Raw genomic sequence first — 25,608 nt, 5'->3', positions numbered from 1 at the left:
AATCCCCGGCGCTCACCATGGTCTGCGCATGCTCACCGAAGCCAGCGCCACGCCGCTGGGATGCGGGTAGGCTTCCTCCCGCACGGCAATGAATCCCTGCCGCTGGTAGAACGGCACCGCATTGAGCGAGGCTGACAGCACCACCTCGCGCTCACGATCGGCCATCGCCAGCAGACGCTGCATCAGCGCCTGGCCGATGCCCGTGCCGCCACGATCCGGATCGACGAACAGCGCATCGACTTCATTGGCGTCGGTATCAAACACGCCGAACCCGAGCAGGACACCCTGCCCGTCCTCGGCCACCACGCAGCCTCCCTGCCCCAGCAGCCGTGCGTACTGCGACGGCGGCGGCGAAGCAGACCACGGATCGATCACCTCCGCCGGGTAATGGCTGCTGCACGTCTCGCGAACGCAACGCGTGCGCAGTGCCCACAGCATGGCGACATCGTCGATGGTGCCGGTCCTGAACCGCATGACATCTCCCTGTAGGGCCGAGCCCATGCTCGGCTCGGCTGTTCTTCGTTCCAACATCGCGATGAGAGAAGCAGCCGAGCATGGGCTCGGCTCTACAGCAACACATTATCGCGACTTGCTGGCGCGCAGCGCCTGGATCTTCGGCGGCGGCTGGAACGAATCGCTGCGTGCATCGGCCCAGAATGCATGGAACACCGCATGATCCGGCACCTTGTGCAGCAGCTCGCCCGGTTCCAGGTAGCGATACAGCGACGCCAGCGAGCGGATCTCGACAGGCGAAACACGACGCAGGATGTGCTCCGGCCCCAGTTCGGCCGGATCGTTCAGGCCGGCCGCACACAACAGCTCCTTCAGGGCGTGCAGCGTGTGCTCGTGGTAGCTGTACACGCGGGTGGCCTTGTCCGGTGCATCCAGGTGCTTCCAGCGCGCCGGGTCCTGGGTGGCGATGCCGGTCGGGCACTTGTCGGTATGGCAGCTCAACGACTGGATGCAGCCCAGCGCGAACATGAAGCCACGGCCGGCATTGCACCAGTCGGCACCCAGCGCGATGGTGCGCGCGATGTCGAAGGCGCTGGTGATCTTGCCCGCCGCGCCGATGCGGATCCGCTCGCGAAGGTCCAGGCCGACCAGCGTGTTGTGCACCAGCAACAGTGCTTCGTGCATCGGCACGCCGACATGGTCGACGAACTCCGCCGGTGCTGCGCCAGTACCGCCTTCGGCACCGTCGACCACGATGAAGTCCGGCAGCAGGCCGGTTTCCTGCATCGCCTTGGCAATGCCGAACCACTCCCACGGGTGGCCGATGGCCAGCTTGAAACCGACCGGCTTGCCGCCGGACAGTTCGCGCAGACGGGCGACGAACTGCAGCAGTTCGACCGGCGTCGAGAACGCCGAGTGACGCGACGGCGATACGCAGTCCACGCCCATCGGCACGCCACGGGTGACCGAGATCTCGGCGGTCACCTTTGGCGCCGGCAGCACGCCGCCATGACCGGGCTTGGCGCCCTGCGACAGCTTGATCTCGATCATCCTGACCTGATCATGGGTGGCGTTGGCGACGAAGCGCTCTTCACTGAAACCGCCCTTTTCGTCACGGCAACCGAAGTAGCCCGAGCCGATCTCCCACACCAGATCGCCGCCCATCTCGCGGTGGTATGGCGAAATCGAACCTTCACCGGTGTCGTGGTAGAAGCCACCACGCCGTGCGCCTTCGTTCAGTGCGCGGATCGCGTTGGCCGACAGCGAGCCGAAGCTCATCGCCGAAATATTGAACACGCTCGCCGAATACGGCTTTGTGCAATTGGCGCCGATCAGTACGCGGAAATCGTGCTTGGCGATGGCGGTCGGCGCCAGCGAGTGGTTGATCCACTCGTAATCCACCGCGTAGGTGCTGCGCAGGGTGCCGAACGGCACCGTGTCCATCTCGTTCTTGGCCCGCTGGTAGATCAGTGCACGCTGCTGGCGCGAGAACGGCACGTCCTCCAGGTCGCTCTGCACGAAGTACTGGCGGATTTCCGGACCGATCGATTCCAGGCCGTAGCGGAAGTGTGCCATCACCGGATAGTTGCGGCGCAGCGTGCTGCGCTTCTGCAGCAGGTCCCAGGTCCCCAGAGCCACCATCGCGGCGGTCAGGCCGACGCCCCAGTACCAGGCCGGCCAGATCGTGGCCAACCACAGGCAGATGGGGAACATCAGGATGGCGAGCAGGTAGACGATATACCGGTGCATGGCGTTCCTTGGTTGCAACTGCCTGCGAGTCTACCGTGCTGCCCGCCGCCCGGGTTTACAGGCGATCGTCAACCACGTTGCGTGGCCAGGCCGATTTGACGTCGTAGACCAGGCCGCCCGGCGCCAGCAGCGACCGGATACCCGCCTCGTCCATCGCCTTGAAGCGGGCATGGGCAACCGCCAGCACCACCGCGTCATAGACCCCTGCCACGGGTTCGGCCAGCCACTGCACGCCCTCATCGGCCAATGCCGCCGGGCCGACCCAGGGATCACTGACCTCGACCTGAGCGCCGGCATCACGCAGGCGCTGCGCCAGCTCCAGCGCGCGGCTGTTGCGCAGGTCCGGGCAATCCTCCTTGAAGGTCACACCGAGCACCAGGATGCGCGACTGCACTGGTTCGCGGCCGCGTTCGGCCAGCATCGCCAGCACCCGCGACGCCACATGCTCACCGACGCGGTTGTTGACCTGCCGCGCGGTGTGGATCAGGTCCGGGTGGTAGCCCACGCTCTCGGACTTGTGCAGCAGGTAATACGGGTCCACGCCGATGCAATGGCCGCCGACCAGGCCCGGCCGGAATGGCAGGAAGTTCCACTTGCTGCCGGCGGCATCGAGCACATCCTGGGTATCGATGCCCAGCCTGTCGAAGATCAGCGCCAACTCATTGACCAGCGCGATGTTCACATCGCGCTGGATGTTCTCGACCACCTTGGCCGCCTCGGCCACGCGCATCGATGGCGCGGGGAACGTGCCGGCGGCAATGATGCGCTGGTACAGGCCATCGATCACCGCAGCCACTTCCGCTGTCGACCCCGAGGTGATCTTGCGGATGTCGGCCAGGCGCCGCTGGCGGTCACCGGGACTGACCCGCTCCGGGCTGTAACCGCAGTAGAAGTCTTCGTTGAAGCGCAGGCCCGAGCCTTCTTCCAGCAGCGGCACGCAGACTTCTTCAGTGGTGCCGGGGTACACCGTGGATTCGTAGATCACCAGGTCACCCGCGCGCAGATGGCTGGCGATCAGCCGCGTCGCCGAACGCAACGGCTCCAGATCGGGCTGCTCATAGGCATCGATCGGCGTCGGCACGGTGACGATGTAGACGTTGCATGCATCAAGCAAGGCCGGATCGCTGCCGTACTGCAGCTGCCGAGCACTGGCCAGCTCGTCGGCCTCCACCTCCAGCGTATGGTCCTGGCCATCGCGCAGCTCGGCGATGCGATCGGCATCGATGTCGAAGCCCAGCGTCGGCCAGTGCCGACCGAAGGCCACCGCCAACGGCAGGCCGACGTAGCCCAGGCCGATCACCGCAAAATGCGGGGTCTCCGCTGCCGCAAGGGACGCGCTCACTGGCATGTCCCGCGCAACGGCATGCATGCCGCCATGGATTCGGCCGACCTGCTCATTCGCTGCACCACTCCGTGTAATTCCACGCCAGAAAGGCGACAGCGTAACGGCCCGGGCGCCTGCCCGCCAAGATGGGATCAGGAGCCCAGTGCGACCGCGGCCGGTTCCAGTTCGCCATCGGCGCCGGTCCAGGCCTGCCGCAGGCGCTCGAAGCCACCGCTGCCAAGCAGGAAGCCCGGCCACGCCGATTCAACGATCTGTGCCAGCAGCTCCGCATCAATGCGCCGGGTTCCCATCGACCAGCGCGGAAACGCCCGCTGCGCCACCGGCGCGCGGCACAGCACCTTCAGCTGGCCATGGCTGCGCGCATTGACGATGCGCTGGTACACCGAATCGATACCGTCCTCCGGGCCTTCCAGGTACTGCAGGAAACGGCTGCCATCGAACATCAGCACACCGGTGACACCGGCTACACGGTTGAATGCCGTGGCATCGGCCAGCAGGCGGTCAAGATCGGTTGTCTGCAGATCGGCGCGGGCCTCACTGGCATAGGCAATCGCGTGCAGCGACATCGTGCGGCTCCCCCCCCTGGGAACGATGGTTGGGACTATGACATGAATGGGAGCGACAGTTAAACACGCTGCCGCCCCACGGCAATCCGGCTGCGATTCTGCAGCTGGGCTACAATCGGCGCCGCGCTGCAGGCCCGGATGGCGAAACTGGTAGACGCATCGGACTTAAAATCCGCCGGGGGCAACCCCATGCCGGTTCGATTCCGGCTCCGGGCACCAACCGCGCTGCGCGAGTACACCTTAGATTGCACGCGAGTAACGCGGCTGTTCATGCGCCGCGCGCAGGTAGGGGTCGAAACACATCGCCAGCAGCCGCAGCAGCGGCCGACCCGGCTCGCTGGCGCGCACTACACCGTCGCGGTATTCGGCCAGGCCGTCTTCCTGCAACCGCTGCACCGAACGCAGGTCCTCGGCGAAGTACTGCTCGAAATCGACGCCATGGCGCTGGCCCAGCACGGCACCGTCCACCTCGCCCTGGCACATCAGCTGCTGGATGAGTTCAGCGCGCAGCTGGTCGTCGGCGCTCAGTGCCACGCCGCGCCAGACCGGCAGCTGGCCCTGGTCCACCGCGTCCTCCCACGACGGCAGGTCACGCGGATTCTGGCTGTAGGTGGCACCGATATGACTGATCGCACTCACGCCCAGGCCGAGCAGGTCGGTATCGGCGTGGGTGGTATAGCCCATGAAGTTGCGATGCAGCTGGCCGGCACGCTGCGCGCGCGACAGGTCCTCTTCCGGCAGCGCGAAGTGATCCATGCCGATGTACTGGTAACCCGCAGCAGAAAGCTTCTCCACCGCCAGGCCCAGCAGCGCCAGCTTGTCTTCCGGTGAAGGCAACCGGCGCTCGTCGATCTGCTTCTGCGCGCGGAACAGGTGTGGCAGGTGTGCGTAGCCATACACCGCCAGGCGATCCGGTCGCAATGCCAGCACTCGTTCCAGGGTGCGGCCGAATCCCTGCAGGCTCTGTCCAGGCAGCCCATAGATCAGGTCGACGTTGACAGAGCGCATGCCGCTGTCGCGGCAGGCATGCAGGATGTCCAGCGTCTGCTGCACGCCCTGTATGCGGTTGATCGATTCCTGCACATGCGGATCGAAATCCTGCACGCCCAGGCTGGCCCGGTTGAAGCCCAGCCGCGCCAGCATGGCGACATCGCGGGTATCGATGAAGCGCGGATCGAGTTCGATCGAGAAATCGCGCTGCGGCGAATCGCTGAAATCGAAGCGCCGGCGCAGCCCCTCCACCAGCGTGGTCATCGCCTCGGCCTCGAGGAAGTTCGGCGTACCACCGCCCAGATGCAGCTGGATGACCTCACGGCCGTCCTCGAACTGCGGCGCCAGCAGGTCGGCCTCGGCCAGCACGCGCGCGACGTAGCTGTGGCCCCGACCGCGGTCGCGGGTGATCACCCGGTTGCAGCCGCAGTAGAAGCAGGGGCTGGAGCAGAACGGCACATGCACGTACAGCGACAGCGCGCGCGCCAGCTGGTTGCTGTCGGCGATCGCCTGGCGCAGCGCCGGCGCGTCGAAGCCATCGTGGAAGTGCGGCGCGGTCGGATACGAGGTGTAGCGCGGCCCCGGCCGGTCATGCCGGCGCAGCAGGTCGGGGTCGAAGGTCCAGGCCAGGCCACCGGCGGCGGGAGAGAACGTGTCCATGCCGCCAGCATCGCGCCGGACGGCCATGACCGCCTTGACCCAGATCAATCGCGGGTGGGGATTCCCAGCACCGGCAGGCCCACCTGCGGCCAGCGCAGCATCTGGTAGCGCTTCCAGAAGGTGTCACCGATGCGCGCGGCGACGTCGTTGGCCAGCTCCTGCATCGGCGGGTTGCCGCACTCGGCGGTGGTGATCCGGAACAGCACCAGCCAGCGATCGAACAAGTCCTTGTCCAGCTCGATGGCCATGTGCTTGGACATCGGCGAGCCCTTGAAGCGGCGCGTGCCGCGCAGCATCGCCGACCAGAAATCGACCAGCTGCGCCAGATGTTCCGGCCAGTCGTGGACATGCGCCTGGAACACCGGCCCCAACCGCTCTTCCTCGCGCACGCGCGCATAGAAGTCGTGGACCAGGCGGGTCACTTCCTGCTCGGTGCACAGCCCGGGCGAGGCGACGGGCAGGACAGGTGGCGGTATTGCGTTCATCGGGGTACCCAAAGCGTGCCGGCAGTGTGCCGCAGCCGGCCGGCACCGCCGTTGATCCAGATCAATGTCGGCGCAGTCCGCTGCACCTAGGCTGCCACGATTGCAGGAAGCATGCCCTGCGGATGCTGCGCCGGCCTCGGCGGAGTATACGCGCCGCCCTCATTCCGATCCGGGACAGCATGAACAGACCCTCTCCCAGCCGCCGCCAGCAGCTGATCCAGCACTGGGGCGCCATCCTCTGGCCCAGCTTCATCGCTGCCGGCCTGGCCAGCGTGGTGTTCTTCGCCTTCGTCGACCCGCTGCGGTTGCAGGCGATCAGCTTCCCGGGCACGGCGATCAGCCGTGAACTGGGCTATACGGCAGGATTCTTCATGTTCTGGTCGGTGACCGCACTTTCCAGCGCAGTCACCTGGTACCTGCAGCGGCCCCTGCCGAGCGATGACGACGACGAGCTGCCGCTGGGATGAGTACGCCCTGTACCGGAACCGGAACCCCACGCCCCTGGCGTTGGCGCGGCGCGCTCAGCGCGCTCTTGCTGGTCCTGTTCTATGCCCTGCCATGGCTGCGCTGGAATGGACACCAGGCCCTGCTGCTGGACATCAACGCACGGCGCTTCGACCTGTTCGGCTGGACGTTGTGGCCCGGCGATGTCGGCGTGCTGATCGGGTTGCTGGCGGTGCTGGCGGTGGGCCTTGCGCTGCTCACCCACCTCGCCGGCCGCATCTGGTGCGGTCATGCCTGCCCGCAGACGCTGTGGCGCCGTGCCTTCGACTGGATCGCGCACGGCATGGCCAAGGTCTTGCCAGTGCCAGCCGTGCGCCCGGCCACCCAGGTCGCCTGGGGGTTGCTGTCGCTGTGGACTGGCATCACCTTCGTCGGCCTGTTCAGCCCGATCGCCGGACTGCTGGCCGCCGCTCCGCATGCCGGCTGGAGCGGCTGGGAAACACTCTGGGTGCTGTTCTATGCCGCCGCCACCTGGGGCAATGCCGGCTTCCTGCGCGAGCAGGTGTGCCGTTCGCTGTGCCCGTTCGCGCGCATGCAACCACTGCTGATCGATCCACATACACCACGCATGCTGTACGACGCGCGCCGCGGCGAACCGCGCGGCATGCGCCCTCCGGGCATGGGGGGCGTGCTCGGACGCGGACGGGGCCTGCTCGACCCGACCACCGCACAGGACTACGTGTTCCGCGCCGCACATCCGCTGCTGGCCGGACCGATGCCCACCTTCAGCGCCGATCGCCTGGGCGACTGCACCGACTGCGCCGCGTGTGTCAGCGCCTGCCCGATGCAGCTGGACATCCGCCAGGGACCGCAGGCCGATTGCCTGGCCTGCGGCGCCTGCCTGGACGCCTGCTCGCGGCAGCAGCACCAGGCCGGTTTCGGCCCGGGGCTGGTGCGCTACTGCAGTCCGCAGGCCATGGCCGGGCAACCGCGGCAATGGTGGCGACCGCGGACCCTGGCACTGCTGTCAATGCTGCTGGCGCTGTTGGCCTGTGGCGCCTGGCGCCTGCTTTGAATCAACGGGTCAACGCGGCCCGTTGGCGTGCGGCGGCACCAGCTGCGCACGTCGGACGATGCCGAGCTGTTCGATGATCAGCGCCATTTCATTGGTGACTTCGGTACGCTCGGTCCCCTGCGGGACCAGGCGGTCCAGCACCTGCTGGTAGGTATCCCAGAACGCCGGACCGCATCCGTGTTTGTGATAACTGGCTTCCAGTTCGCGGCGTACCCGTTCAGCCAAGCCATGCATGCCGTATTCCATACGACCTCCGTTGGACTTGTTCTGCATCGTTGACGGTCTACCGACTCACTTGCGAGCTACTGAAAGACTCCCGGGCTTCACGCCCGGTTGATGCCAATTAGTCATAGATTTCACGACAGGTCAATTACATGCAGCGACTTTCGTGATCGAAATTATTAATCGTTCACGAAACCACATACGGGATGACAGGCTTCCCGGATGGGCCGGAGCCGACAACCTACCCGATTCATCCAGCCTCTGCCCTGGTAGGCCTCATCGATAGCCCGACCCTGTTCCATCAAAGTTTCCTATGTTGCTAAGCATACTTAGCAAATGGCACTTAGAGTGCTATATGCGACAAAAGGCGGCGCAGTTGAGGCTTATTCGCCCTGCGTGGCTTCAGTTGCCGGGAACAGGTTGGGATAGCGCTGATGCAGGATGTATTGGCGTAACGCAGGAATCGGGAAATCCTTGGGCCATTGCGACACTGCAGATCGGCTTATGCCAAAGAAGCGCGCCAGTTCGGCATCGGTGCGGAAACCCAGCCGGGTGCGCACCTGCCCCTTGCTCCAGAATTCGGTCACGGTCGGTCCTTCTGTTAACCAGACTTATTCTTGGAACAAGGGATCTTTGCGATCCACGCGTTAAGCTGGCTTGCATAGATGAATACTCTCGGCCAACGACTCGCCATTGCCATGAAGAAAGCCGGGCACCCTCGCCCGGCCGATCTGGCCCGCGCCGCCGATTCGACGACGGCAACCATCAGCAACTGGCTCAACGACCACGTCAGCCCCGCCCATGTGAAGGCCGAACAGCTGTTCCGCATCGCCGATGCGGCCAAGCTGGACGCGCGTGAACTGCTGTATGGCGTGAGCGGGCTTGGCGTCGGTGAGCGGGGCAATACCTATATCCCCAGCCAGGCCCACCTGGATGTCTGGCAGGACGCCTACGAACTGGTCAGCCATCTGGTGGAAGAGAAGGGCCTGGAGATCGACCACCGCCGCCACGCGGCCCTGGACCTGCTGGCCTTCGAACTGCTGATGGACGGCTTCAGCCGCAGCAAGGTCATCCGGGTGCTGACGACCTCGATGACGTGAATGCACTACCGCTGGTAGCATGGTCGCCGATGGGGATGGGGCTCCCCCGATAACCGCCTGAAAGGGCTGATGGCTCCTGCCAGGACGAACCGGCGTTCGTCGATGGCGGGCCGTGCCTGCCCTCGGCGTTCGCCATCGAATCAGCGAACCCGTACCCGAGGCACGTGATGCACGCATTGAACAACTACTTGCTGGTCTTCATCGGCGGCGGGCTCGGCGCCTGCCTTCGCCATGCCTGCAACCTGATCGGTACGCGGGTGGCAGTCGGCAGCCCGTGGCCATGGTCGACCTTCCTGATCAACATCAGCGGCGCGCTGCTGATGGGCGTGCTGGTCGAAGCCTTCGCCCTGCGCAATGGCGCCTCGCCGCAGCTGCGCCTGCTGCTGGCCACCGGCGTTCTCGGCGGCTACACCACGTTCTCCACCTATGCGCTGGAAATCGGCGTGCTGCTGCAGCGCGGCCAGCACGGCCTGGCAGCGTTGTACGCCGGCGGTTCGGTGGCACTGGGCCTGGTCGGCCTGTTCGGTGGCATGAAACTGGCCCGGCTGGTGCTGGGCTGAAGCTCAGGCCGCGCCGGCGCGGGCCTGCCCACGCCACTCGCGCGGCGACTGCCCGGTGTGCGCCTTGAATGCGCGCGACAGCGCGGCTTCGCTGCCGTACCCCACATCGTCGGCAATCCGCTTGAGCGGTCTGCCCTGGCGCAGTGCCTGCTGCGCCAGGCCCACCCGCCAGCCCTGCAGGTATTGACCGGGCGTGGTGCCCATCGCCTCACGGAAACTGGCAGCAAACACGCTGCGTGACATGCCGGCGACCTCGGCCAGGTCTTCCAGGGTCCAGGACTGTGCGGGCGCTTCATGCATCGCCACCAGCGCCAGCCGCAGCCGCGGGTGACCCAGCCCGGCAAACAGGCCACCACGCATTTCGCCACCTTCCATCAGCTGGCGCAGCACCTGGATCATCACCACCTCGAACAGCCGGTTGACCATCGCCGCACGCCCGCAGCGCTGCTCGAAGGCTTCCTCGAACAGCAGTTCCAGCGCTGCGTTGCCGCCGTACAGATCGGCCAGCGGCAGGCAGATGAAATCGGGCAATGCGGCGCTGATCGGGTTGAGCCGTCCACCCTCGAAATGCAGGTTGGCGCAGGCCATGTCGGCGCCGTGCTGCGGATCGGTACTGAACCGATGCGGCATCGGCCGCGGGTACAGCAGCAGGCTCGGCACCTCGACCTGCACGGTCTGCTGGCCGTGGCTGACCTGCAGCGGGCCACGTCGCACCAGGTGCAACTGCCCGGCTTCATCCTCGCCCTCCAGCGTGTTGATGCCGCACAGCGCGCCGGCATGGAACACCGAGGCGGTGACCGAAAAACGTTCCAGCAGAATGGCGAGACGGTCGACCATGACGGGACTCCGGGTCAAGCGAGACTAACGCAATGTGACAGATCGTATCGGAATCGGCGGTTGAGGGGGCGGCACTGGCTGAGTGATCCGGCTCGAATTCATGCAGCTGCGCAAGCATGACGACGGCCGCCTGGTGCTGCGCTACGCCGGGCCTGCCTCGGTATAGCGCATCACCACGAAGCGCTCTTCCGCGGCCGGTGCAACGAAGTGGCGGGTGATCCGTTCGAACTCCTCGTCGCTGGCCCGGAACGGATGTTCGCCGAGAGCATTGCGCGCGCGCAGCCGCGCCTTGCAGACCTCATCGGCAATGTCGAGGAAATGCAGTTGATGTGCAGCGCCAACCGGCGAGAACACTTCACGTGCCCACGCGCGGCTGGCTGGCGTATTGAATGGAAAATCGAGCACCACCGAAACACCGGCCTGCAGCAATGTGCGCAGATGATCGGCCAGCACATTGCGCAACGTGGCTGCACGCTGCAGATAGTCGGCAATGGAATGGATTTCGCCCGGATACAGCGCCGCCAGCCACGTGTCTTCGCTGATCAATACGTGGCGCGGCTTCAACGCCAGCTGCTGCGACAGGGTGGATTTGCCGGCACCGATCTTGCCGCACACCAGGTGCAGCGTCGGCGCAGCGTCGTTCGATGAAAGGTCGTGCATCTGCATTCTCCTTGGTGGATTCATTACCCGGGAGAGCGCTGCATGCAACCCGCCTTCCCGGGCAGGTTGCTTGGCCGTGATGACCGCGCGCTACCCCGCCTTCCCGTGGGGAATGCGGATAATCGACGCGATGCTGTGCAGGCCATGCCGCCGGCGTAAAGCGCGGCACCGCCAACCGGCAATGCCCTGCGGCAGTGCAGCGCGCGCAAGGTGGTGCAGGGATCTATGCTCGGCGCCATTCCCGCATGGAATGACCCCGATGCGACCCTTGCTTCGATGCGCACTTGCCCTCTGCCTGCTGCCCTGGATGACATCGCTGGCTGCACCGCCGCCAGCAGCGCGCACGCTCAGCGGCGAGCGGCAGGGCGCACCGTGGCGGCTGGATGTGCCTGCCGACTGGAACGGCGACCTGGTAATGCTGGCCCATGGCTATGAACCGGTCGGCGTGCCGCGCACCGCCCCCATGGCGGCCAATGACAGCACCGCACCACTGCTGGCAGCAGGTTACGCCGTCGCGCAGAGCGCCTATGCCAGCCAGGGCTGGGCGGTGGCCGATGCGATCACCGACATGGAACGCCTGCGCCAGCAGGCAGTGGGTGAACTCAAGCATGTCCGCCACACCTGGATGCTGGGATTCTCGATGGGCGGTGCCGTGACCATCGGAAGCCTCGAACGCTTCCCGCAGCACTACACCGGCGGTGTATCGCTGTGCGGTGCCAATCTCGGTGGCGAACAGATCGCGACCGATCTGCTGACCACGCTGGTCGCATTCGATTACTTCTTCCGCAAGGCCGATGGGCTGCCGGCCGCCGGCCTGGTATCGCGCGAAGCCGCCGCGCTGCCACAGGGCGAGTTGTACCAGGGCATCGCCAATGCCCTGCAACGTGATCCGTCGCACGCCGCAGTGCTGGCGCGGCGGCTGCAGGTCTCCCCTGATGCACTGGCCGGCACCATCAGCCTGCACGCGCTGGTGCTGCACGAACTGGCCACGCGCAGCGGCGGCATGCCGGTCGGCAACCTGGGGGTGGTGTACAGCGGATTCGGTGACGACGCCGCGTTCAATGCCGGCGTTCAGCGCATCGATCCCGTGCCTGCGGCACAGGCGCATGTCCGCGACACGCTGGCAATGACCGGCGCACTGAAGCGACCGCTGGTGATCCAGTTCAACCACAACGACCCGACCATCGTGCCGCACATGCAGACGGTGTATCCGCAATTGGCCGTACGGGCTGGCGCACGCCCGCTGCCACGCGTGTTGCCGCCGGTGGGCGAAGGACACTGTGGTTTTTCTGGGGCACAGGTGGTCGACGCCTTGAAAGCAGTGCAACGCTGAGTCCATCGCGTGCCCAACGCATCACCACCGTGCCGGAAGGGGCTGCTCGGGTGGCGTGTCTTGTTCAGCCGCCAAGGCCTCGGCCTGACCAGCATGGTGCTGCACGATGCACGCCGCCCGATCGGCATGCAGGGCCAGGCGCTGACCGTGCGAGCGCAACCATGACGGGCCCAGTCAGCCGCCCAGCGTGCCCATCGTGAAGGTGTAGCCCGAGCTCATCAGGAATTCGCGCATGCGCATTTCCGCGCGCCGCGGTGAGGCCAGGCTGGCCGGCGCATACAGCGCATACACCAGGCCCGATCCCTCGATATGCTCGCGGCGGACCTCGCAGCGGGCGGTTTCCGAGGCAATCACCCATCCGTCCTTCAGCCGCTCCGGCCCGATGGATTGCCCGTTCTTCAAGCGAAAGGTCAGCCAACGCACATCTGCCATGACTTTGCTCATTTCCGTTTCGCTCCGTGGCTGAAGCGACGCGTGATGTCCTTGCTCGCCATTGCGGCTCCCTGAGACGTGGAACCCGACCATAGCGCCTTTCCATGTCGTGGGTGGCTGAGACTGGCGGCCGCGGCATGCGAGCTGCCGCACGGGTTCCCTCGCGGCGTCGGAAATGGCGACGGCAGGGAGCGTCCTGCCGGCGCAGTTCACGGGCAGGGAACCCGACTCACGCAGCGCGGTCGCTGCCCTGGTTCAAGGCGTGCAGCGCATCGGCCAGCGCCTGGATTTCGGCACGCAGGGCCAGCCGCTGCAACCACCGCCCGGGGATTCCGCGCGCACCATGGAATGCGCCCGCCAGCTGCCCCGCGATGGCGGCCGTGGTGTCGGCGTCCTCGCCAAGATTGGCCGCCTCGAGTACGACGGCTTCAAAGGTGTCGTGGCGATCAAAGCACCAGAGTGCAGCTTCGACACTGTCGACAACATAGCCATTGCCACGGATCTGCTCACGCGCGGCACCGCGGTAGCCGCCCGCCGCGATCTGCTGCAGCCGCGCGCTCTCGACGGGGACATTGCTGAGATCCAGCACCGCGTCACGGGTGCCACCTGCCAACGCCCGCTCCAGCGCGACCGCCAGCAAGCGGCACGCCTCCAGGCACTCCTGCGCAGCGTGCGTCGTTCGCGAACTCAGCTCGGCCATTGCCTGCAGGTCGGGGGTCCCGGCGTAGCGCAATGCCACCGGCGCCAAACGCATGATCGAGCCATTGCCAGCGCTGCGTGGGTCGTCACTACCCGCCAGCGGATGGCCATCCTGCAGGAACCGGTCGATCGCAGCCCGCGTTGCCATACCGATATCGAAGCACTCGCCGGTCGCACTCCAGTACCCATGCCGGTACCAGTTGGCGTAGCGGTTCATCTGATCGTGCACATCGAAGGTGTCACAACGCACCAGGCTCTCGGCCAGGCACATCGCCATGGAGGTATCGTCGGTCCATTGCCCCGGCTGCAGCTGGAACGGCCCACCACCCACCATGTCGGTGATCGGGGTGAAGCTGCCACGAGGCTTGAACTCCAGCGTGGTACCGACGGCATCGCCGCACGCGAGGCCGAGCAAGGCGCCGCGGAAGTTATCAATCTGGTTCATCAGACCAGTGTAGCGCCACCGGATCCGCCATGACTGGCCGCCAGGCCGCGCAACGATCGCGCCAGCGGGAAAGCGATCGTAGCCAACAAAAAAGCCCTGACCGGAGTCAGGGCTTTTCAATTGGAGGCCTCAAGCGGAATCGAACCGCTGTAAACGGATTTGCAATCCGGCATTATTCATTGCTTTTCAACGCCATACGGAACGATGACACCCGCTCCGCCACCCAGCGATCCGAAGCTGGTCAACTTCCCATTTTGATATTCGGCTCCCTGGAGACGTCTTGCAGCGGACGCCTTCGGCTCGTCAGTACAGTGCCCACTCACACGCAACACTTACTTGGCGTACGAGAACGCCTCCTTCAGCTGCTTCATCAGGCGCTCCAGGGACGGAGGGACGTATCCAAGCACAGCCATCGTATCGGCAGCCGCCCGGGCAAAGGCCATTTTCCGCTCTGGAATTATCGAATTGGCGACAATCCTTCGGTGGTCCTCAGAAGCCACCCGGCTCTCGATCAACTGCGCCAGATTCATATCTCCGCCGAGCTTCTGGAAGTTGAGCTTGAGTAACTCATCAGTTCGGGGTTCAAGCCATCCTTTCTTCTCGGCCTCGCGCCATTCGTAAACGTCACACAATTCATCAAGAGCCCAAGAAATTCCCATGCCGCTTTGTTTAATTGCCCTGACATGGTCGTCACCGTTATCTCTCCCCACGAAGATGCACCGCACCTTCCCCGCCCGACCAAGCGCTTCGCAGACCATTCGAATTCGCTCGGCTGCCGCCCGTCCTGCATCGTCATCATCCAGCAGGGCAACGGTTTTGCCGGTTACATCTGCCAGGGCCGCGCGTGCAATGCACCTGTCCGCCACCCAATTCGCACCGCCCCCCCTGCCTTCTACGACCTCTATCTTGGCATCGAGCTGAATATCCAGAACTTGTAGCGCGCCGAGCAGGATTACCTGATCCGAGGAGCCCTCAATGAAAAGTGCATTACCCTTATAGAGCAAGCCTTCATTGCGAAGTTGCGTCAGCGCCTCCAGGACCTTCTCCCGCTCCACTTCCGCGCGATCCAAGTACGGCTCCACGAACGGCATCAGCCCCAGGGTCCCGTCAACCGCCTCAGGCAGCGGCTCGTCGCGAAATTGAGTTCGCCCATCGATGCGAGCAGCAAACTGGATGGATCCGGAATCGCTATCCTTTGCGACCTTATAGAACGCCGGAGAGTGGGTGCTTACTATAATTTGTACATCCTTAGCGTACTCACCAAATTCACGAGCAACCTCCACCTGCTTTGCAAGCTCAAGATTATTCTCAGGCTCCTCGAAACCCCAGATGGTCTCAGGCGCGGGCTTACCCTTAGCAGAATTCTTCTTTCGCTGTTCCGCCAAAAATTTCAGAATAAGTGGGACATGCCTCCCTTGAACGCCATCGCCTCTGTTGTGAAGCGCAGTCAGAACCCCGACGTCTGACGAGCTGAACTCCAGCGCCTCAAACAGGTCACCAAGATCTTCGGGCAGGGAGAACTCTGTTTTCAGATCAAGCAGGCGCAGCGAGTCCTGTTCAATCTTCGCAACTTCTGCGCGAAGCCCCTCGAGGAACATTCCCGACGCTTCCTTCAGCTTTTCAGCCACAGTTGCTGCCAGTGCAGCATGAAGGCGCCTTTTGAGAATATTGAAGAAGGGCCTGCCGCGAACAGCTGGAACGTACTCGAAAGCGAGGCTTCGCGCCCAATAGTTGACTCTGGAATTCGGGGAGAAAGGCTGCCCATCTTTGCGCCTAATCTCATCCGGGAATGGAGCCTGTTGACCTGCTCGATAGACCTTTCGCCAAGTTATCGCATCGGAATCGCGATAGTGCGCTGGAGGCTGAAGCTCTAGTTCAATAACAATTTCTCGCGCCTTCTTCTTACCAACTCGCGCCTTCTGAGAGAAGTCCCTCTCGAACACCAACGGCTCGTCAATATCTGTTTCCTGATTAAAGAACAGATTGAGAGCACGGAGAACATTGCTCTTACCCGCATCGTTAAGGCCAACTAGAGCGGTGTAAACCGTAAAATCGACATGCAAGTCGACGAGCGACCTGAAATTAGTCACCCGCACGCTAGAAATAAACATCTGTCCCTGATCCCCTGGCTCACGTCATGCAAGCGGGGTTTTATCACACTACGATCAGGTTTGGCTCAGTGAGTGGCGACAGGCTGAGGAGGCTAGCGGACTGTGCATTACAGTTGGTAGGTTAGAGAGCGTCCAATTCAAGGAGACATGGCACCAAGGCCCTACTCCTGCAACGCGCAGCAGGCTTGCATTCGGGAACCTCTACGAACCGCGCAAATCCCGGAGCCCCGCCCTCACCCACGCCTTTCGGGCGTCCCTCGCGCGGGGCTTCGTCTCTGTCGGTGGTTTGCGCGGCTCCAGCGCCGCCTTGATCCGCTCAACCTCCTTCGTTCCTGCCTCGGCCAGACGCCGGGCCTGTTGCTGCTGCTCGCGGGTTGGCGGCAGGCCGGGCAGCGGCGGCTCGGGCTGGATCGGGGTGCTGTCGGTCAGCCGGGCAACCGCCTGGCGTAGGGGCAGATCGGGATAGAGCCTGGCCGCACACCAGCGCTCGGCGTACCGCTTCGCCTGCCGGACGTTTGCCGCGCGCACCTCCTTCACCTGCCACATCTTCTGGCCTTCCATCCATAGCCTGACCCCGGGACCACCGTCGGGCGTGACGCTGGCCGTCTCGCGGCCGTTGTACCAAAGCGCCCAGCGCTCACCCGTCTGGACCCAGCCAGAGGGGATCGGGGCGGTGCGGAAGCCGTGGGAAGAGCGCATGGCCGAAAGGATACGGTCGCCGGTCGCAAAGGCTGCGACAAAGGATCGTTCACCGGCTGAACCATTCGGGATCACGCCCCGGCCACGTCCGACAGGGCTACCCTCCGGCCATGTGCGGCCGATTCGTCCAGCTCCCCGTGATCGACTTCGGCCAGCCGGGGCTGGCTGACCTTGCCCACGGCCTGGCCGAGATCCAGCCCAGCTACAACCTCGCCCCGACGCAGCGCGCCTCGGTGATTCTGGACCGGGGCGAGGGCCGGCAGGTAACCCGGCTGGCATGGGGCCTGCTTCCCTTCTGGGCCAAGGCCAAGGGCCTGCAGGGCTCGACCATCAACGCTCGGATCGAGACGGTGGCCACCAAGCCGGCCTTCCGCTCGGCCTTCAAAAAGCGCCGCTGCGTCATCCCCATGGCCGGCTACTACGAGTGGTCGGTCAGCCCCGAGGACGGGAAGAAGGACCCCTGGTTCATCCACGCCACCGGGCCGCTGCTGGCCGCTGGACTTTGGGAGGACACCAGCCCGCTGCTGCCCGACGGCAATCTGGGCACCTTCACCATCATTACCGGCGACAGCAGCGGCGTCTCGGCCGACATCCACGACCGCATGCCGGTGTGGCTGCTCGCAAGCCAGATCGATGAGTGGATGGTGGCCAGCCCCGACAATGCCATGGCGATGCTGCTGGCAAGCTCGCCTCCATCCATGGAGGCGTACAGGGTCACTCGCGCCGTCAACACGCCACGCAACAATCGTGAAGACCTGCTCCACCCGGTTGCGTGATGCCTAGAGCAAGCTGGCCTGGCTGTCGTCCCAGCTCTTAATGATCAGCTCCCCGAACTTCTTCCCTCTCCCCTGCCCGCCACCAATGGTGTAGTCCAACTGGAGCGGCACCAGGTCGAAGCCGGCGAAGACCTCGCGGATCTCAGGATGGTCATTGATCGAGACCACGAACCGGCCAGTCGAGGTGCGCATCAGCTCGGCCATCGCCTCGTACTCAGCAAACGGGAACTCAACGCCATAGCCCTCGGTTTCCCAGTATGGCGGATCAAGGTAGAACAGTGTCCCCGGGCGATCGTAGCGCCGCACGCATTCCTGCCACGGCAGGCACTCGATGACAGTGTTCGCCAGGCGGAGGTGTACCGCGCTCAGCTCCTCCTCGATGCGCAGAAGGTTCAATCGCGGCCCACCAGCCGTCACCACACCAAACGACTGCCCGTGGACCTTGCCCCCAAAGGCGAGTTTCTGCAGGTAGTAGAAGCGCGCTGCGCGCTGAATGTCGGTGAGTGTCTCAGGCCGTTCCATCTGCGCCCATTCGAACATCTGGCGCGACACCAGGGACCAGCGGAACATGCGCACGAACTCGTCCAGGTGATGGCGCACGCAGCGGTACAGGGACACCAGCTCGCCGTTGATGTCATTGAGCACTTCCATCTGGGCCGGGTATGGCCGCATCAGCAGCGACGCGGCGCCTCCGGCAAACGCCTCGACGTAGCAGTCGTGGATCGGAAAGTGAGGATAGAGCTGTTTCAGCAGCCGGCGCTTGCCGCCAGGCCAGGAAATGATTGGCTTTGCCATGGTTTCTCAGTATTTGCGATAGGTGAAGCCGACAATCCCGCCGCTCTCGCGAGGGCGATGGGGCCACGGCCAATGCCAGGTGCTGAGATCACCTGTGTTGCGGCGCTGCCCGGATGCTTGCCGGCATCCGGGCGGCGCCCTGTCTTGCTAGATGGTCACTTCGATGAGCGGCATGTTGGGCGCGGCCTCAATCAGGCGCCCACCTCGGACCCACACGTTGTATGGAATGGCCAACTGGAGCTGACCAAAGGCCCGCATCTGAACACCGTCGTAAGTGGTCAACGTGCTGGTGCCGTCACTGTTGTGAGCGGTGACTGTCGCGAGCAAGCGAGGGCTACTGCTTACCAGCTCGCCAAATTGATCCCAGAGGTCAGTCCGCATCGGTGTAGTGCCTCTCCAGAGTGGCGGTCTGTTCAATCACAACGGCCCGCTGATCGATCACGACCTCAATGCGCAGCGATTCGCACTGCCCGTGCCAGGTGCCTTCAGCCCCGACCACTTCCACTACATCTAAGGGCATGATTGCGCCAACCTCGCCCGACTTCAGCGGCTTCGGAAACAGTGGCACTGTCAGGTCCACCGCAGCCTGCTCCCCTCGATCACATAGAACATTCCGCCCTCGCTCCGCCCCGGCAGCCGCCACGCTGATGAGCGGGCTGCTTACTTGCTGAGCAAAGAGCTGCCCGGCCTCGCCAGCCTTTCTCACCTTGCAGGTCACGCCCTTGCCGGCCAGCTCGCCAGTCACGATAACGGCGTCGTACAGCGGCGCGCTCCGCATCTGGAGGCTCTCCGTCAGCACGATGTCCTCCTGCAACACATGGTCCGGCTGGGTGTCGCGCCAGAGCCAAGGGCTGACCGGATAGCTCGCGCGAACGTGCAGCGCAAGGTCCTTCGGATCGGACTGAACAACGGCGCCACTCGCCTCGGCCAGCGCACTGATGGCATCCAACGGCGCGCTACCGTCATAGAACCAAGCGCCAGGGGGAACGGTCCAGTCGACCGTCTCGTAGTGGCTGGTAAAGCCGGTATCCACCAGTTCCTCTGCAACAAGTTGCGCCATGCTCCTTGCCTCGTTGGCGACCTTTACCCGAGCAGGCGCATACGGTGCGGCCAGGAGGGCGGTGCGTGAGCGCCCACTGCACCGGACGCCGCCGTCTGCGAACTCTCGTTGCTTCTGGAAGCTCTCCACGATGCCGGTCCATGTGTAGCCGTTGAGAACGACTTCGAACTGACGGGGCCCGGCCGCCGTTGGCTTCAACAGCGACAGCTGCCCCGGATCGGCCAGCTCGAATTCAAAGGTCCACCCCCAAGCACTACGGCTTGAGCTGAGCGAGATCCGGGTCAGCTCGATGGGGGTTCGATCTGGAAGGCGGACAAAGGAGACTGTGTTGATCACGACATAGGTCCTACGTTGCGGGCGCACCGCGTAGCAAGCGACGACACCAAGATTCAAAGGAGCAACCCCGAACCCACCCACCACCGGGCAGCCCAGATTCAGTCCTACTCTTGCACCCGGGGGGCGCTGTGGTTCGGGGTCCGGATCTGGCGGAATTACTGGAGGGCGAACGATCCAAGGAACCTTTGCCGCGCTTCCCCAAGGCAGTCGACTGCCACGTCGCCTCTCCTGTGGCTGCTGCCATGTCGCCTGCCAACGTTCCCGGATAGTTGGTCTGTGCACCCATCCCGCAGCCGCACTCCGCCCGACCATGGCCTGCTGCCGCCATGGAAGATCCGCATAGCGGCTGGTCAGGCCGCCTACTCCCCATGGACTGTCCAACTGCATACCGCATCGGTCCAATGGCCGCCAGGACGCCGACAGTGAATGCCTGACGAGGGGCTGCCAACCGCGCCATGCCAGGGTGTCCGACTGCCGCAGGAGCGCAGACAGGCCCCAACCCACGGCCAGCGGCGCGGAAGTGCGGGGCTCCGCCCGCTCCCAGCTAGGCGATACACTCAGACGCGCTACCTCGGACTGGCCCCAGCTCACGACAGTCAAGGCGCGGTCAGATCGAGCCGGGGCCCAGGCAAAAGCGATGCTCGCTCGCAGATCCCGCGCCGGCGGCTCAGGTGGCTCTTCCGACCACCAATCGACCCCCAGATTGAGGCCAACCCACCGGCCGCCGGCTTCCCACAGCGGCCCGAGGTTGAGTCCGGCCCGGTTACCAGGTGCGCTCATCCATCAGCCTTCGGTCGCCGGCGCGATCCAGTCCTGAATCGCAGCGTTCTGCGCACCGTTGTCGTCAAAGCCGATAACCGTGTAACGATAGGCAGCACTCAACCGATCCACTCGCCACGTTCCGTCCGCCTTGCTGAGCACGGATGCAACACAGATGCCTGACCCTCGCTCAAGCACCAGCACGCGCCCACGCGCAGGCTGATTGAGGATACGAAATCTGCCGTCTGGCTCCTGCGGATCACTTGTCTTTGGCGCCTCACCGGCGAGGTGTGCGCGCCCGGCCCAGTATTGGCTCGTAGACCACTTCGCTTCGATCCGGTTGGAGCCACCGCGATACTTGAACGTGGCTGCGCCCCAGCGGAAGCCAAATTTTGTCGCTGCGATCGCCATCGGCTACTCCCAGGCGTTCGTCATGTCGATCAGAATCTGCCCCGTGTAGGAGTCCTGGAAACCGGACATGGTCTCGCCGCTTACGTGCTTTGCCATCAACACGGTACCGAAAGGAAGTCCCTCAACATCGGTAATCTGCCCTTGGTCCGGAAACGGGCGACGATGAATCGGTGCGTAGATTCCCGGCAAGCGGCCCCGAGGCTGGTAGGCGCCCTCAAGCACATCGATCGAACCATACAGCAGACCTCCGTTGCCCGGGTAAGGATATGCGGGGAAGGCAGACAAGCTGCCTACCAGACCGCCGCTGTTCTGGCCGGGCGCGCTGAGCAGTACACGCACCGAACCGGGCGTGCCGGTAAACGATCGACCGACGAATGCCGACGTGACCGGATCGCTGCTCGGAGAATTTGACCAGCCGCTCTGAGCCTTGAACGCGTAACCAATGGTGCTGGTCGCCTCTGAATCGCTGCCCTTATAGGACACGCAGAAGTTGTGGCGGTCACCTGGACGCATCGAGATCATGTCGCCTGCGTAGTGTCCATACGTCCCTTGAGTACCCTGTGATGCGAAGAGGCCGGCCGTATCGATGAACAAGTAGAAGAACCGCTCGTTCCCCACAGCGACCCAATGCCGCGCCTCGGCGCTTGAGTTGTTTGATTTGTCCCAACGGGAGCCGATGGACTTCATGGTGTCGGACGGAACAGGATCGGTCCCGGTGTTGATGTCGCTCATGCTCGAATACCCGCGAAGCAGAGACGACCGGGCGGCCGTGTCATCTACACGAAGGTAGTAGCCGGACCCCGTAATCGCCGAGCCCCTGTACGCCCTCAGTCCGGAGCCCGAGAAAGCCTTGGTCCAGCCCATACCTGCCTTCCGGCTTTCGCCTAGGCCATAGCCGTCAACAAGGATTGCGTCCAGAACAGTGAGCAGCGCTCCAGCAGTGCCGGACAGAAGTGGTGCACCTGGATCGGTGCTTCGATAGACCGTTGGGGTGAGGCTCATGCTTGAACTCCTGCGACATTGCCGATGACTTGAAAGCGAGTTGAATCCGTAACGCTCTCCGGTGTGCCCGGCAGCGTGGTGCGAACCATCCAGACTGGTGCCAGGCCACCCACCGTGTTGAATCGCACTACGTTGTTGGTGGACCAGCCTGAGCCCCAACCGGCCCGAGGAATGGTGAAGTACGGCCTGCCGGTGCGAGGATTCACGGGCGCGCAGTCAGCGCTGATGCTCCCGGTCACGATGGTGCCGACCGTCTCACCGATCACCTCGAAGGCTGTGGCGTTGGTGAACCGAATAGCCCACCGCTCGGTGATCGCATCGCTGTTGGCGACCACCAGCGGAAAATCGGTGTCGTTGAATGTGCCTGGTGCCGCGCTTCCGATGAGCACGTCGCTCCAGACACCCGTCCAGGCCGCTTGATCGAAGAGGTTTACCACCCGCGCCTGCAGGTCCAGCGACCCGTTTGCCTCGCCCAGGCGGAGGGCCGAGCTGATCATCGCCTCCCCAGCCGGGTAGTCATGCGACAGGCCAGTGTTGATCTCGATCTCACCCGTAATCTGAGGCTGAACTACCAGCCGGCGGTCTTCAACGCGCTCACTGATCACAACCGGCAGCTGATACGCGGAAAGGTTCAACGGGTCGCTGAAGACCAGCCTCCCTGCGCTCACATCGATCGAGTACCATGCGCTATCGATTGGCACCCCCTTCGAATCACGCACTTCCACGGCTGCGATTCTGGTACGGCCGAACGCCACCACTTGACCGGCCTGCGGTGCCGCGATTGTGTGTTTTGCCGTGTGGTGGATGAGCACAGTCTGCCCAGCCTTGAATGCCGGAACGCGCCCGTCGCTCGGAAGGCGGACGGAAGAAAGGCCGATTACAACCTCGGACAGCGGAATGGACCGATAGACCACAGCGCCCATGTAGATGGAACCGGGCAGCACCAGCGCCGGACGCCACACCTGGTCACCTTCCACCAAGCTCGGGTCAAACCACGGCTGTCCCTCATTGCCAGCCACCGGCACCAACTGGCCGAACTGAACTTTGGCGACACCGCTCTCCCAATCGACCTTGCCCCGCATCTGAGGGCTGGAGATGTCGCCGTTGATGTCGGCCGTGGCAGTGATCAGCTCGCCGTCCAGTCGATTTGCCCTCAGCGTGAACATGCCCGGACGCAACGGGGACCCCGGCGCACGGAAAAATGTGAACGCGACACCAGGGTCGGCGATTCGGGTCAGCAACGAGAGGACCTGAACGGTGTTGTTTCCGCCGGGCACCCACTGCGTCATATTGACCACACCGGACGTGTAGTCGACTGTGCCAGCGTAGATGCCAGCGCCCGTGCCCGGGTCGATGCTGTGATACAGGCCGCCGCTGCGATCGACATAGGTCCTGCCACGGAACGTGAACCGAACGCTTCCGGGAACGACGCTGTCGCTGACGGTTGGAGTGAGCTGCAGTTGCATCGCCGGCAGCGGCAGGGTCTCTTGAGCTTCCGGCGCCGAATCACCGGCGAGTAGCCAGCTCACGGACACAATGGTTCCGGCGGAGAACTGAGCAAGCACATCGATACGCCCATACCCCACCACCTTGAGGCGACCCGAACGAATCTCGTACTGCGGGTAGGACACCTGGCGCACCATGAACTTGCCAGCCTGCAGCGTGACCGCGCCGGTGCTGTAGTTGACCGTCCCAAGCACAGTGCTGGTAACAGTGTCACCTACTGAAACAGCAACGAGGTTGCCATTCCCATCATCCTTGGCGATCACACGCATCGGTTGCGGTGCCGAGCCAATGTCGTCTCGGTCGCGCAGAACGCTGATCACCCAGTCCAACAGGACAGACCCGGCCCGGACAGGTCCTTGGGGAAGCGTGAACGACACGATGCCCGAACCGTCCGGAACGGGCTGCGGGGCTGCGTTCAGTGGGTGCCCCGCGTCGTACGTGACCGCCAGCTGGCTGTCGGCGTCCGGCAGCGAGACAGGCCTGAGAGAGACTTCACCGGTTGCATAGGAAATCGAGCCACGAACCTGCCCTGAAATCAGCAGCCCGCCGGCGCCGTTATCCGTCACCAGCACATCAGCACCGGCAATTCGGAGCATCATGCGAACACTTCCAGGTACCGCCGCACCTTCACCCAATACGAACTGCAACGAGGGAGCCTGAATCGCCACATCCCCGGTGCGCGACTCAGCGATTACGGGCGTGCCCCACGCGCCGATGATGCTGCTCTTCAGATCTGGCAGCGCGCCGGCAGTGAGGACGATGGAACCGGTCATGTAATTGACCGTCCCACTTCCTTGACCAGGCTTGCCGACGAGCTGACCCTTGCCGTTGTCGGAGAGGCGAATCCACCGGCCCAGGGCTCGGTAGTCCACGGTGACGGTGCCCGGTGCCGGCAGCGGGGTCGCCTGCAGAAGCCACACCATGCCCTGATTGTTCTGGGTAACCGCGATCTCGTCAGTGAATCCCTGCATCGGGATCGACCCGGCCGGAGTCGCGGTGATGCTCATGCTCAGCCCGCCGGTCCCCGTAGCGTGAGTGATGGCCACCACGCCCGCCTGGTAATCAACCGTACCTCCCCAGGGTGTCGCAGCGGCGGAAGCCAAGCCGCCGCTCCCATCGTCAGTCAGCTCCACGCTTCCCGCCATCACCTTCACACTGCCCACGGCGATACCGGTGCCCAGGTAACGGGTCACAGGCACGCCAGCCTGAAAACTGGCGCTGAACTGCTGGCCGAGGCTGCCCGCAGGGCCTGAGGGCACGTGGCTCATCGTCCCCATACCAGCCAGGACATCGCTCACCGGGGTCTCGGCCGTGGAGGTAGGGACGATCGGCACGTATGGCGTATCGATCTGGACTGAAAGGTCCCCCGGCTTGCCTGGCGCGGCCAGGCGCTTGACGCTGTGATAGCTCGTTGCATCAACAACGTTCGTCTCATACACCCGCGTGGCGGGCTTCGTCGCGGTGTACCGCACAACTTCCTGACCATAGAAGTTACGCAGGAGCGCATTGACCAGCTCAATGACCAGCACATCCCGCTCGAATGCACCCTGGTCGTCGGTAAACGTGCGGGTGGTGCGCGAAAGAACGGACTTGACGCGCACATACTGCTCGCCCTCGTCGTGGCCCGAACTGGCGAGCGTGAGCAACGAGAGGTTGTCATTGATGTCGGGGCTCGGAGCGTCCGCAGTCGTATAGACGAGCATCGTCATCTGACCGATAAAGTGATTGCCCATCAGAATGAAGCGAGACTCGGTACCACGAGTGATGTAGCTCTCCACCCGATTCTTAGCATCGGCACGCACATCGGCGTAGGATCCCGTCGCGAACATACTCACTGTTACGCGCGGGTCAGCTGGCGGATCGATCAGTACACCGATCGCATCCTTCAGCACGTCAGTGTTGGCGGTATCGACATGCACGAACATCTTGCGCAGCGTTGCTCGACCAGTCGTGCGCTCCTCGTCACCAATGTCAGGGAAGAGGTTGTTCATTGTCCCGTCGACAATCTCAGCCTGGACCATACGGCCGCCGCCGTCGGGGTTGTCCGTCAGGCGTTGCGACTGACGCAGCTTGATGTCGGTTGCAGAAATGGTCATTG

25 protein-coding genes, 1 tRNA gene and 1 riboswitch are annotated in these 25,608 nt (G+C 64.0%); of the genes, 7 read left to right on the top strand and 19 right to left on the bottom strand.

The window, feature by feature from the left end; genetic code table 11:
* Positions 1-12: 12 nt before the first annotated feature.
* The 4 genes from QP609_RS07560 to QP609_RS07545 form a co-directional block, all read right to left on the bottom strand.
* Positions 13-474, bottom strand: a complete 462-nt coding sequence (locus QP609_RS07560; RefSeq protein ID WP_032959291.1) for a GNAT family N-acetyltransferase — start codon at positions 472-474, stop codon at positions 13-15.
* A gap of 105 nt (positions 475-579) precedes the next feature.
* Positions 580-2,202, bottom strand: coding sequence for an FMN-binding glutamate synthase family protein (locus QP609_RS07555; RefSeq protein ID WP_134808709.1), 1,623 nt, complete (start codon positions 2,200-2,202; stop codon positions 580-582).
* 55 nt (positions 2,203-2,257) lie between these two features.
* Entirely contained in the window at positions 2,258-3,544 is a 1,287-nt protein-coding gene (locus QP609_RS07550; RefSeq protein ID WP_197621233.1) for a nucleotide sugar dehydrogenase, read from the bottom strand.
* A gap of 134 nt (positions 3,545-3,678) precedes the next feature.
* Positions 3,679-4,113 carry a BLUF domain-containing protein gene (locus tag QP609_RS07545; protein WP_014646679.1) on the bottom strand — a complete coding sequence of 145 codons (435 nt, stop codon included), beginning with the start codon at positions 4,111-4,113 and terminating at the stop codon, positions 3,679-3,681.
* A 132-nt stretch (positions 4,114-4,245) separates the two neighbouring features.
* On the opposite strand from QP609_RS07545, the gene QP609_RS07540 reads away from it, so the two are divergent.
* A tRNA-Leu gene (locus tag QP609_RS07540) sits at positions 4,246-4,332 on the top strand.
* A 21-nt stretch (positions 4,333-4,353) separates the two neighbouring features.
* On the opposite strand, the gene hemN is transcribed toward QP609_RS07540, so the two are convergent.
* Both hemN and QP609_RS07530 read right to left on the bottom strand, forming a co-directional pair.
* Positions 4,354-5,763 (bottom strand): oxygen-independent coproporphyrinogen III oxidase, encoded by a 1,410-nt coding sequence (gene hemN, locus QP609_RS07535; RefSeq protein WP_041864131.1) that lies wholly within the window; start codon positions 5,761-5,763, stop codon positions 4,354-4,356.
* A gap of 44 nt (positions 5,764-5,807) precedes the next feature.
* Positions 5,808-6,248, bottom strand: coding sequence for a group III truncated hemoglobin (locus tag QP609_RS07530; protein ID WP_041863293.1), 441 nt, complete (start codon positions 6,246-6,248; stop codon positions 5,808-5,810).
* A 179-nt stretch (positions 6,249-6,427) separates the two neighbouring features.
* Between QP609_RS07530 and QP609_RS07525 the strand changes: the two genes are divergently transcribed.
* Positions 6,428-6,715: a hypothetical protein gene (locus QP609_RS07525; RefSeq protein ID WP_032959293.1), complete on the top strand. Its 288-nt coding sequence runs from the start codon at positions 6,428-6,430 to the stop codon at positions 6,713-6,715.
* Positions 6,712-7,767 (top strand): 4Fe-4S dicluster domain-containing protein, encoded by a 1,056-nt coding sequence (locus QP609_RS07520; protein ID WP_197621234.1) that lies wholly within the window; start codon positions 6,712-6,714, stop codon positions 7,765-7,767. Before QP609_RS07525 ends, QP609_RS07520 begins: the two co-directional genes overlap by 4 nt.
* 9 nt (positions 7,768-7,776) lie before the next feature.
* Here QP609_RS07520 and QP609_RS07515 read toward each other — a convergent pair whose 3' ends face one another.
* Together QP609_RS07515 and QP609_RS07510 are read right to left on the bottom strand one after the other, a co-directional pair.
* Positions 7,777-8,013 carry a hypothetical protein gene (locus QP609_RS07515; protein ID WP_005416001.1) on the bottom strand — a complete coding sequence of 79 codons (237 nt, stop codon included), beginning with the start codon at positions 8,011-8,013 and terminating at the stop codon, positions 7,777-7,779.
* 359 nt (positions 8,014-8,372) lie between these two features.
* On the bottom strand, positions 8,373-8,576 hold the full coding sequence (locus tag QP609_RS07510; RefSeq protein ID WP_014646673.1) for a hypothetical protein: 204 nt from the start codon (positions 8,574-8,576) through the stop codon (positions 8,373-8,375).
* 111 nt (positions 8,577-8,687) lie between these two features.
* Here QP609_RS07510 and QP609_RS07505 point away from each other — a divergent pair, with 111 nt between their 5' ends.
* Both QP609_RS07505 and crcB read left to right on the top strand, forming a co-directional pair.
* Positions 8,688-9,089, top strand: a complete 402-nt coding sequence (locus tag QP609_RS07505; protein ID WP_005415999.1) for a helix-turn-helix transcriptional regulator — start codon at positions 8,688-8,690, stop codon at positions 9,087-9,089.
* Positions 9,090-9,111: 22 nt separating this feature from the next.
* Positions 9,112-9,175, top strand: a riboswitch (Fluoride riboswitch).
* Between the two features lie 81 nt (positions 9,176-9,256).
* The gene (gene crcB / locus QP609_RS07500) at positions 9,257-9,649 is read left to right on the top strand and encodes a fluoride efflux transporter CrcB (protein WP_014646672.1); all 393 of its coding nucleotides are present in this window, start codon (positions 9,257-9,259) and stop codon (positions 9,647-9,649) included.
* A 3-nt stretch (positions 9,650-9,652) separates the two neighbouring features.
* Here crcB and QP609_RS07495 read toward each other — a convergent pair whose 3' ends face one another.
* On the bottom strand, positions 9,653-10,486 hold the full coding sequence (locus tag QP609_RS07495; protein WP_014646671.1) for an AraC family transcriptional regulator: 834 nt from the start codon (positions 10,484-10,486) through the stop codon (positions 9,653-9,655).
* A gap of 141 nt (positions 10,487-10,627) precedes the next feature.
* Positions 10,628-11,146, bottom strand: a complete 519-nt coding sequence (locus QP609_RS07490) for an ATP-binding protein (protein ID WP_197621235.1) — start codon at positions 11,144-11,146, stop codon at positions 10,628-10,630.
* A gap of 259 nt (positions 11,147-11,405) precedes the next feature.
* On the opposite strand from QP609_RS07490, the gene QP609_RS07485 reads away from it, so the two are divergent.
* Positions 11,406-12,479: a hypothetical protein gene (locus tag QP609_RS07485; protein WP_197621236.1), complete on the top strand. Its 1,074-nt coding sequence runs from the start codon at positions 11,406-11,408 to the stop codon at positions 12,477-12,479.
* Between the two features lie 174 nt (positions 12,480-12,653).
* Here QP609_RS07485 and QP609_RS07480 read toward each other — a convergent pair whose 3' ends face one another.
* The 4 genes from QP609_RS07480 to QP609_RS07465 all read right to left on the bottom strand — a co-directional run bounded on the left by QP609_RS07480 (position 12,654) and on the right by QP609_RS07465 (position 16,865).
* Positions 12,654-12,923 (bottom strand): hypothetical protein, encoded by a 270-nt coding sequence (locus QP609_RS07480; RefSeq protein ID WP_032959304.1) that lies wholly within the window; start codon positions 12,921-12,923, stop codon positions 12,654-12,656.
* Between the two features lie 217 nt (positions 12,924-13,140).
* Complete coding sequence (locus tag QP609_RS07475) at positions 13,141-14,055, bottom strand: ADP-ribosylglycohydrolase family protein (RefSeq protein ID WP_197621243.1); 915 nt, start codon at positions 14,053-14,055, stop codon at positions 13,141-13,143.
* Between the two features lie 332 nt (positions 14,056-14,387).
* Positions 14,388-16,166 carry an AAA family ATPase gene (locus tag QP609_RS07470; protein WP_289213921.1) on the bottom strand — a complete coding sequence of 593 codons (1,779 nt, stop codon included), beginning with the start codon at positions 16,164-16,166 and terminating at the stop codon, positions 14,388-14,390.
* A gap of 201 nt (positions 16,167-16,367) precedes the next feature.
* Complete coding sequence (locus QP609_RS07465; RefSeq protein WP_289213920.1) at positions 16,368-16,865, bottom strand: hypothetical protein; 498 nt, start codon at positions 16,863-16,865, stop codon at positions 16,368-16,370.
* 110 nt (positions 16,866-16,975) lie between these two features.
* On the opposite strand from QP609_RS07465, the gene QP609_RS07460 reads away from it, so the two are divergent.
* Complete coding sequence (locus QP609_RS07460) at positions 16,976-17,641, top strand: SOS response-associated peptidase (protein ID WP_289213919.1); 666 nt, start codon at positions 16,976-16,978, stop codon at positions 17,639-17,641.
* 3 nt (positions 17,642-17,644) lie between these two features.
* Here QP609_RS07460 and QP609_RS07455 read toward each other — a convergent pair whose 3' ends face one another.
* The 5 genes from QP609_RS07455 to QP609_RS07435 all read right to left on the bottom strand — a co-directional run bounded on the left by QP609_RS07455 (position 17,645) and on the right by QP609_RS07435 (position 25,606).
* Entirely contained in the window at positions 17,645-18,436 is a 792-nt protein-coding gene (locus tag QP609_RS07455; protein WP_289213918.1) for a DNA adenine methylase, read from the bottom strand.
* Positions 18,437-18,806: 370 nt separating this feature from the next.
* On the bottom strand, positions 18,807-19,832 hold the full coding sequence (locus tag QP609_RS07450; protein WP_289213917.1) for a hypothetical protein: 1,026 nt from the start codon (positions 19,830-19,832) through the stop codon (positions 18,807-18,809).
* A gap of 783 nt (positions 19,833-20,615) precedes the next feature.
* Positions 20,616-21,002: a hypothetical protein gene (locus QP609_RS07445; protein WP_289213916.1), complete on the bottom strand. Its 387-nt coding sequence runs from the start codon at positions 21,000-21,002 to the stop codon at positions 20,616-20,618.
* 3 nt (positions 21,003-21,005) lie between these two features.
* Positions 21,006-22,004, bottom strand: a complete 999-nt coding sequence (locus QP609_RS07440; protein WP_289213915.1) for a hypothetical protein — start codon at positions 22,002-22,004, stop codon at positions 21,006-21,008.
* Positions 22,001-25,606: a hypothetical protein gene (locus QP609_RS07435; protein WP_289213914.1), complete on the bottom strand. Its 3,606-nt coding sequence runs from the start codon at positions 25,604-25,606 to the stop codon at positions 22,001-22,003. The genes QP609_RS07440 and QP609_RS07435 overlap by 4 nt, the downstream gene beginning before the upstream one ends.
* Between the last annotated feature and the right edge of the window lie 2 nt (positions 25,607-25,608).

Origin of the sequence: Stenotrophomonas sp. 8(2023) (assembly GCF_030345295.1) — a bacterium.
Taxonomy (GTDB): Bacteria; Pseudomonadota; Gammaproteobacteria; order Xanthomonadales; family Xanthomonadaceae; genus Stenotrophomonas; species Stenotrophomonas muris.
Note: the sequence above shows the minus strand (reverse complement) of the source record. Positions and strands in the feature narration are given on the sequence as shown.